The 7,746-nt window shown below is 69.2% G+C and carries 8 protein-coding genes and 1 rRNA gene; all 9 read right to left on the bottom strand.

The genetic code is table 11. From position 1 onward, the window contains the following. Positions 1-79: 79 nt before the first annotated feature. Positions 80-1,168: a lysophospholipid acyltransferase family protein gene (locus ACFWJX_RS40560; protein WP_383252132.1), complete on the bottom strand. Its 1,089-nt coding sequence runs from the start codon at positions 1,166-1,168 to the stop codon at positions 80-82. Between the two features lie 14 nt (positions 1,169-1,182). After that, positions 1,183-2,244: an NAD-dependent epimerase/dehydratase family protein gene (locus tag ACFWJX_RS40555; protein ID WP_383252130.1), complete on the bottom strand. Its 1,062-nt coding sequence runs from the start codon at positions 2,242-2,244 to the stop codon at positions 1,183-1,185. A gap of 293 nt (positions 2,245-2,537) precedes the next feature. Next, positions 2,538-2,636: a 30S ribosomal protein bS22 gene (locus ACFWJX_RS40550; protein ID WP_003948845.1), complete on the bottom strand. Its 99-nt coding sequence runs from the start codon at positions 2,634-2,636 to the stop codon at positions 2,538-2,540. Between the two features lie 156 nt (positions 2,637-2,792). Beyond that, positions 2,793-3,005, bottom strand: a complete 213-nt coding sequence (locus ACFWJX_RS40545; RefSeq protein WP_004984898.1) for a helix-turn-helix domain-containing protein — start codon at positions 3,003-3,005, stop codon at positions 2,793-2,795. A gap of 134 nt (positions 3,006-3,139) precedes the next feature. Next, a complete protein-coding gene (locus ACFWJX_RS40540) occupies positions 3,140-3,937 on the bottom strand; it encodes a phosphatase (RefSeq protein ID WP_383252127.1) in 798 nt (265 codons plus the stop codon). 572 nt (positions 3,938-4,509) lie between these two features. Continuing rightward, a complete protein-coding gene (locus ACFWJX_RS40535; protein ID WP_383252126.1) occupies positions 4,510-5,682 on the bottom strand; it encodes an acetoin utilization protein AcuC in 1,173 nt (390 codons plus the stop codon). Further along, the gene (locus ACFWJX_RS40530) at positions 5,633-6,859 is read right to left on the bottom strand and encodes an MFS transporter (protein ID WP_383252124.1); all 1,227 of its coding nucleotides are present in this window, start codon (positions 6,857-6,859) and stop codon (positions 5,633-5,635) included. Before ACFWJX_RS40530 ends, ACFWJX_RS40535 begins: the two co-directional genes overlap by 50 nt. A gap of 78 nt (positions 6,860-6,937) precedes the next feature. Continuing rightward, entirely contained in the window at positions 6,938-7,582 is a 645-nt protein-coding gene (locus ACFWJX_RS40525; protein ID WP_383252122.1) for an HAD family hydrolase, read from the bottom strand. A 79-nt stretch (positions 7,583-7,661) separates the two neighbouring features. Beyond that, positions 7,662-7,746: ribosomal RNA gene (gene rrf / locus ACFWJX_RS40520) — 5S ribosomal RNA — on the bottom strand; the annotation flags it as partial.

Here is a 7,746-nt window from a genome sequence, read left to right as displayed (position 1 = left end):
TTCCTGAGAAGGCCGCCCCCACCGCCGTAGGCATGTACGCACGCAGCTCGGAAGAGGGCGGGGGTCAGCGGAAGACGGGTCAGAAGAAGACCGACCGCCGCTGCACCAGCAACTTGTAGAGCGTGTGCTGAATCTGTTCCCTGACCTGGTCCGTCAGGTTGAACATCAGCATCGGGTCCTCGGCCGCCTCCGGCGGATAGCCGTCCGTGGGGATCGGCTCACCGAACTGGATCGTCCACTTCGTGGGCAGCGGGATCGCGCCCAGCGGGCCCAGCCAGGGGAACGTCGGAGTGAGCGGGAAGTACGGGAAGCCGAGGACGCGGGCGAGCGTCTTGGCGTTGCCGATCATCGGGTAGATCTCTTCCGCCCCGACGATCGAGCAGGGGATGATCGGGGCGCCCTGGCGCAGCGCCGTGGACACGAAGCCGCCCCTGCCGAACCGCTGGAGCTTGTAGCGCTCGCCGAAGGGCTTCCCGATGCCCTTGAAGCCCTCCGGCATCACCCCGACCAGCTCGCCCCGCGCCAGGAGCCGTTCGGCGTCCTCGGAGCACGCCAGGGTGTGCCCGAGCTTGCGGGCCAGCTCGTTGACGACCGGCAGCACGAACACCAGGTCGGCGGCGAGCAGCCGCAGGTGACGGCCCGCCGGGTGATGGTCGTGGACGGCGACCTGCATCATCAGACCGTCCAGCGGCAGCGTCCCGGAATGGTTGGCGACGATCAGCGCACCGCCGTCGGCCGGGATGTTCTCGACGCCCTTCACCTCCACCCGGAAGTACTTCTCGTACACCGGGCGCAGAAGGGACATCAGGACCTGGTCGGTCAGCTCCTGGTCGTAGCCGAAGTCGTCGACGTCGTAGTCGCCGGTCAGACGGCGGCGCAGGAAGGACAGCCCCCCGGCGATGCGCCGCTCCAGGCCACCGCCGTCACCGTCCGGCCGCGGCGGCTGTTCCTCACCGGTCACAGGGACATCATCCTGCGGAACGGCCCTGGTGGGCAGGGCCTGGACCTCACCAACCTCTGTGACCTCACCGATCTCGCCGATCTCACGGACCGGCGCCGGCTCGCCGTTCCGGCGCCGGCTCCCCGCACTCCGGCGCCGCGACGGCCGCTGTGCGGCACTCCCGCGGGACCGGTCGTCGTCGAACGGAATGACCTTGGCGTCCGCCATCGTTGATGCGCTCCTCAGTTGGCGCTCTGCGTCGGGGGGTGGCCGCCGCCCGCGAGGGGCAGCGCGGCGATCCGGTCGACGGCCCCCGCGACGGCCTCGGGGGGCAGGAGACCCGGCCCCTGGCTGCGTGCGAAGTCCGCGAACGTCTCCGCGGTGGTGTACCTCGGCGTGAATCCCAGCGTCTCGCGCATCTGGTCGGTCGCCACGACCCTGCCGTGCGTAAGGAGCCGGATCTGCTCGGGCGAGAAGTCCGTCATGCCCAGCGTACGCACGAGGGTGCCCGCCCAGGTGACGGCCGGCAGCAGGAGCGGGACAGTCGGCCGGCCGAGCCGTCGCGAGCACTGCGACAGCAGCAGCACGCCGTCGCCGGCGATGTTGAAGGTGCCGCTGTTGAGCGTGCCCCGGCCGGGCTCGTGCGAGCCGATCCGCAGCACCTCGATCACGTCGTCCTCGTGCACGAACTGGAGCCGCGGGTCGTAGCCGAGGACGGTGGGCAGGACCGGCAGCGAGAAGTAGGAGGCGAGCGGTGTCTCCGCGGTCGGGCCGAGGATGTTGGCGAACCGCAGCACGCACACGGCGACGTCGGGGCGCCGCCGGGCGAACCCGCGGACGTAGCCCTCGACCTCCACGGTGTCCTTGGCGAACCCGCCACTGGGCAGCGACTTGGCCGCGGTGGTCTCGGTGAACACGGCGGGATCGCGGGGCGCGGAGCCGTACACGTTGGTGCTGGACTTCACGACGAGGCGCTTCACGTTCGGCGATTTCTGACAGGCGCCGAGCAGCTGCATCGTCCCGATGACGTTGGTCTCCTTGACCGTGGTCCGGCTACCGCTGCCGAGCGCGGTGGCCGTCACGTCCAGGTGTACGACGGTGTCGGCGCCGGTCTCGGCGAGCACCCGCGCGATGGTGGACTGCCGGATGTCGGCCTGGACGAAGTCGGCACCGCCCAGATGGTGTTCGGGTCGCACGGCGTCCACCGCGATCACCCGGTCCACCTCCGGGTCACGCTGGATCCGCCGTACGAACCGGCCCCCCAGCTGACGGGCCACCCCGGTCACCAGCACGACCTTGCCCAAGATCAGCGCCTTCCTTCGTCCATCACTAGGTCCGGTTCCACCCTGTCGTGTTCCCCACCCTGCCGCGTTCCCCGCTGCGGGCCAACTTAGCGGGTCGGTGTTGCGCTGTGATGACCACCCGATGCAGGAAGTGACGGCAACGGTCGGTCGTACGAGCAGATCAGCCATGGTGTGTGTCCAGGCATCCGCACGGGGTTCAGCCGGCCGCACGGGGGCCGGATATGCGTGTGGCCCCCCAACCGGTAACCGGCTGGGGGGCCACACCGCGCTTTCGCGGCTCGCGTCGAGCGAACTTACTTCTTGTTACGACGCTGAACGCGCGTGCGCTTGAGCAGCTTGCGGTGCTTCTTCTTGGCCATCCGCTTGCGCCGCTTCTTGATAACAGAGCCCACGACTACCCTCGCTCACTTCTCATCACTCGGTGCTGGGCGCCATGGGCCCATACGACCTACGAGGGGCTAGCCTACCCGCCTGAGCGCTGAGGTCGTAATCGAGGCGGCGGAGGGACCCTGGAGTGCCCTGTGGTGCGGGTCCCCCCACCCCTGCCGTCAGGCCGTTTCCACCCCCACATAGCTCTCGCGGAGGTACTCGTGAACCGCTTGCTCCGGGACGCGGAAGGACCTTCCGACCCGGATCGCGGGCAGATGACCGCTGTGCACCAGCCGGTACACGGTCATCTTGGACACTCGCATCACCGAGGCGACTTCCGCCACGGTAAGGAACTGAACCTCGTTCAGAGGCCTCTCGCCAGCTGCAGCCATGACACACCTGAACCTTCCGCACTCGACTCGACGGCCACCGGCTTCCCCTTCCGGTGACTCTTCGTCGCTGCGTGCTCACTCCCCAATGTAGGGGCGGGTGATGCGAGTGGGGAAGAGGTGCAACCATCGGGGGCCTACTGTGACAGACACGCCCGATTGAGTACGTAGCGGGTGAGTGGCAGGTAGTAGTCGGCCCGCGCGCCGTCATCAAGTGGAACGACGACGGACACGGTCCCCTCGGCCTCTCCGACGAAGAGCGCGGGATCGTCGCTGTCCGCCAGCCCGATCGCCTCGAACCCCAGCTGACCTGCCCCGCAGACCCAGCCGTGGTCCCCGATCACCAGCTCCGGCAACGGCCCGCCGGTCTCCGCGGCCGCCGCCAGCGCCAGCCGAACCGGGAGGGGTGAGTGCGTGTGTGCGCCGGTGGCACCACCGGGGCGCTCGGGACCGGGTTCCCGCACCAACCCGACGCCTCGTACGTAGGCGAGCTGAAGCGTGCGTAGACCGAACCGGGTCGTTATGTCGACACAGCGGCCCTGCGCCGGGGTGAGAACAACACATCCCGCCGCCGACAAGGCGTCTGCGATTCCCGCGTAGAACCCGAGCAGCCGATGCGGGTGCCCGGTCCCGAGCAACACGGGCCCACCACGCTGGGCAACCGCGGCGAGCCGCTCCGCGAAAGCATCCAGCGCGCGAAGGGTCAGCTCCGGATCGATCACATCATGCCCTGAAGTGTGCTCCGGATCGGCCGAAACCCCACACTTCTCCGCCATCAACGCGATCAACTCACGCTCCCCCCATACCCCTTCGGGATCAATCCCGATCAACACCCGAGGATCCCGAGCCGCGAACAACCGATACCGCCGAAGACTCCCCTCCCGCCCACTCTCCACCACCCCCGCCAACCCCACCCGAACCAAATACGCCGACATCCCACCCCGACTCAACACCCTGAAATCCTGACCCACAGCACCCCGCCCCCGCCCAGAAACCGGCAGAAGCACGCACGGTCGGCGTAAGGAAAGCCCGAGCCACCGGGAACGCGGGGAGGCCGGCCCGCCGAGAACCGGGGGAGCGTGGCCCGCCAGACATGCCCAGAGAAGCGAGCAAGCGTGGCCCGCTGGGATGCAGGCGCGGGCAGGGACGCGGGGGGGGCTTAGCCCGCCGGGGTGCAGGGGATCCAGGGCAGCGCCCAGCCAGGGGTCCAGGGGCGCGGAGCCCCACAGGGATCCAGGAGCAGCCCAGGCAAGGTCCAGGGGCGCAGCCCCACCGAGCTCCAGGAGCGGAGCCCAGCCAGGGTGCACGAGCAGCGCCCAGCCAGGGTCCAGAGCAGAGCCTCGCCAGGGCCCAAGGCGAGAGCGCTACCGGGGTCCAGGGGCAGCGCCCCTGGTGGGGTCGAAGGGGCGAAGCCCCTGGGGATGGGAATGGGTAAGGGCGGCGGGGGCGAACCCCTCAGATCCCGCACCCACCCACAAACCCCCGCCCCGACCCCACCCGCCCACTCCTACGCCAACAACCCCCGCAACGGAAACACCGCCCGCCGAGTGGCCAACACAGCCTGGTCCAACCGATCCGCAGGGTCGTACCCCGCCTCCCACTCCCCCCAGGACACCGGCCACCGCCCATCAGTCATCCGCACCGGCCCCAACTGCCGAGTACGGGCGAAAACCTCCCTCCGCCACCCCTCCGGAATCACCGTCTCCGGCTCCACGGGCCGCCCCGCCGCGATCCCCACAAGATGCGTCCACGACCGCGGCACGACATCCACCACCGCGTATCCGCCCCCACCCAACGCGACCCACTTCCCCCCGGCGTACTCGTGCGCAAGCGCATGACAGGCAACCTGCACAGCCCGCTGCGCATCCAACGACACCGCCAGATGAGCCAACGGATCCTCGAAGTGCGTGTCGGCCCCATGCTGAGTGACCAGCACATCCGGCCGAAAATCAGCGACCAGCTCCGGCACCACCGCGTGAAACGCCCGCAACCACCCCGCATCCCCCGTCCCCGCGGGCAGAGCCACATTCACCGCGGCCCCCTCCCCGTCCCCCGCCCCGGTCTCCTCGGGCCACCCGGTCTGCGGAAACAGCGTCCGTGGATGCTCGTGCAGCGAGATCGTCAGCACCCGCGGGTCCTCCCAGAACGCCGCCTGCACCCCGTCCCCGTGATGCACGTCGACGTCCACGTACGCGACCCGCCTAGCCCCCAGCTCCAGCAACCGCGCGATGGCCAAGGAGGCGTCGTTGTAGACGCAGAACCCCGCCGCACCCCCGGGCATCGCATGGTGCAACCCACCCGAGAAGTTCACCGCGTGCAGCGCGTCCCCCCGCCACACCGCCTCCGCCGCGCCCACCGACAGCCCGGCGATCAGCGAGGACACCTCGTGCATCCCGGCGAAGGCCGGATCGTCCACCGTCCCCAGCCCGTACGACGTGTCCGCCGCGCGCGGATCGGCGGAAGCGGCCTTGACGGCCGCGATGTAGTCCTCCCGGTGGACGAGCCGCAACGTCGACTCCCCGGCCGGCTTGGCGGACACGACCTTCACCTCCCGGTCGAGCCCGAGGGCATCGACCAGTCGCCGGGTCAGGGCCAGCCGAACCGGATCCATCGGGTGATCCGGACCGAAGTCATACCCCGTTACTGCCTCGTCCCACATCAGCTGTGCGCGGCCGCTCATGCCCGCCACCGTATCGGTCCGGTTGAGGAGCGAACGACCTGGCGTACACGAACGTCACCAGCACCAACACCATCGGCACCGCCATCGCCCCGCGGTAACTCCACGCGTCCCCGAGCGCCCCGACCAACGGCGAACCGATCAGGAAGCCGACGTAGTTGAAGACATTGAGCCGGGCCACAGCCGCGTCCGAGGCCCCCGGAAACAGCCTCCCCGCCGCCGCGAACGTCTGCGGCACCAGCACACACAACCCCAGTCCCACCAACGTGAACCCGCCCATCCCCGCCCAGGCCCCCGGCGCCACGGCCACGACCGCGAACCCCGCCGCGGCCGCCAACGCCCCCACCCGTACGACCGCCACGGCCCCGAACCGCCGTACCCCGAGGTCCCCGAGGGCCCGCCCGAGCAGCGTGGTCACCATGTAGACGTTGTACGGAACGGTCGCCAGCTGCTCGGAACTCCCCAGCACGTCCTGGAGGTACTTCGCACTCCAGTTGGAAACGGTCGAGTCCCCGATGTACGCGAACGTCATCACCAGGCACAACGGCAACAGGGCCTTGAAGACGACACCCCCACCGCCCTCGACCGGACCGGCCTCACCGACGGCCTCCCGTCCTGCCCCGTCCCCGTCGACGTACCACCGACTCCCCACCACCACAGCCGGCAGCAGCACCAGCACCACCGGCAGATACGACACCCACAGCGCGAGATGCCAGTGCGCCCCGGCCCACGCCAACGAGGCCCCCAGGATCCCGCCCAGGCTGTACACCGCGTGGAAGCTGAGCATGATGCTCCGCCCGTACGCCCGCTGGAGGCTCACCCCGAGCATGTTCATCGAGGCGTCCAACACCCCCACGGCAAGCCCGAAGAGCGCGAGCGCGAAACCCAGCACCGCCATCCGGTCCCCCGCCCCCACCCCCAGGAGGGCGAGCAGTACGACCGGCTGGGACCAGCGCAGCAGCCGACTGGGCGGTATCCGCTTCACGAGCCGCTCGGTGGCCACGCTCCCGACCCCGGCGAGGATCGGCACGGCGGCGAGGAAGACGGGCAGCAGCGCGTCCGAGACCCCGTACCGGTCCTGGATGGCAGGAATCCGTGTCACGAGCAGCGCGAAGGCGACGCCCTGGGCAAAAAAGCTCAACGCCAACGAGGCCCTACCGCGCCGCAGCACTTCTGTCATGGCGGCGAGCGTAGGGCCCCGGCGTACTCGTGGGTAGATCCAGCCAAAGATGAATTTCCTTCAGCTTTGCCGACCGGCTCACCTCAGCAGGTCGGCCAACTCCCCCATATCGGCGAAGAGTCCGGTGGCACCGGTCAGCTTGGCGGCCGGCGTCATCGCGGTGAATCCGTACACGTCCATCCCGGCCGCCACGGCCGCCCGCACCCCGAGCGGGCTGTCCTCCACGACGACGCACTTCTCCGGCACGACCCCCATCCGCTCGGCCGCGTACAGGAAGAGGTCCGGTGCCGGCTTCCCCTTGCCCACGTCCTGAGCGCTGAAGATCCGCGCGTCCTCGAACCACCGGTCGAGTCCGGTCGCCCGGTGCCCGACCCGTATCCGCTCATGGCTCCCGGAGGAGGCGACACAGTACGGCACCCCGTCCGCGGCGAGCTTCTCCAGCACGCCGGTCACCCCCGACACGGGCCGCAACTCCCGCTCGAACGCCGCGAACACCCGCGCGTGAAAGACATCGTCGAAGTCCGCCGGCAACCGCTCCCCGCTCCGCTCCAGCACCAGATCGTGAATCCGGTGCATGGCGGACCCCATATAGTCCCGGATCGAGTCCTCGTACGATGTCGGATGCCCGAGTTCGGTGAGGTAGGCGGCCAGCAGCCGATTGGAGATCGACTCACTGTCGACGAGCACACCGTCATTGTCGAAGACGACCAGGTCATAGCGCATGAGCCGATCCTAGAACGTGAAAAGTCCCCGGAACGCAGAAAACCCCCGTGCCGGAGGCACGGGGGTTTCCTCAAAGATTGTTCGGCGGCGTCCTACTCTCCCACAGGGTCCCCCCTGCAGTACCATCGGCGCTGTAAGGCTTAGCTTCCGGGTTCGGAATGTAA

Origin of the sequence: Streptomyces sp. NPDC058335 (assembly GCF_042723915.1) — a bacterium.
Taxonomy (GTDB): domain Bacteria; phylum Actinomycetota; class Actinomycetes; order Streptomycetales; family Streptomycetaceae; genus Streptomyces.
This window is presented reverse-complemented; position numbering and strand designations above follow the sequence as displayed.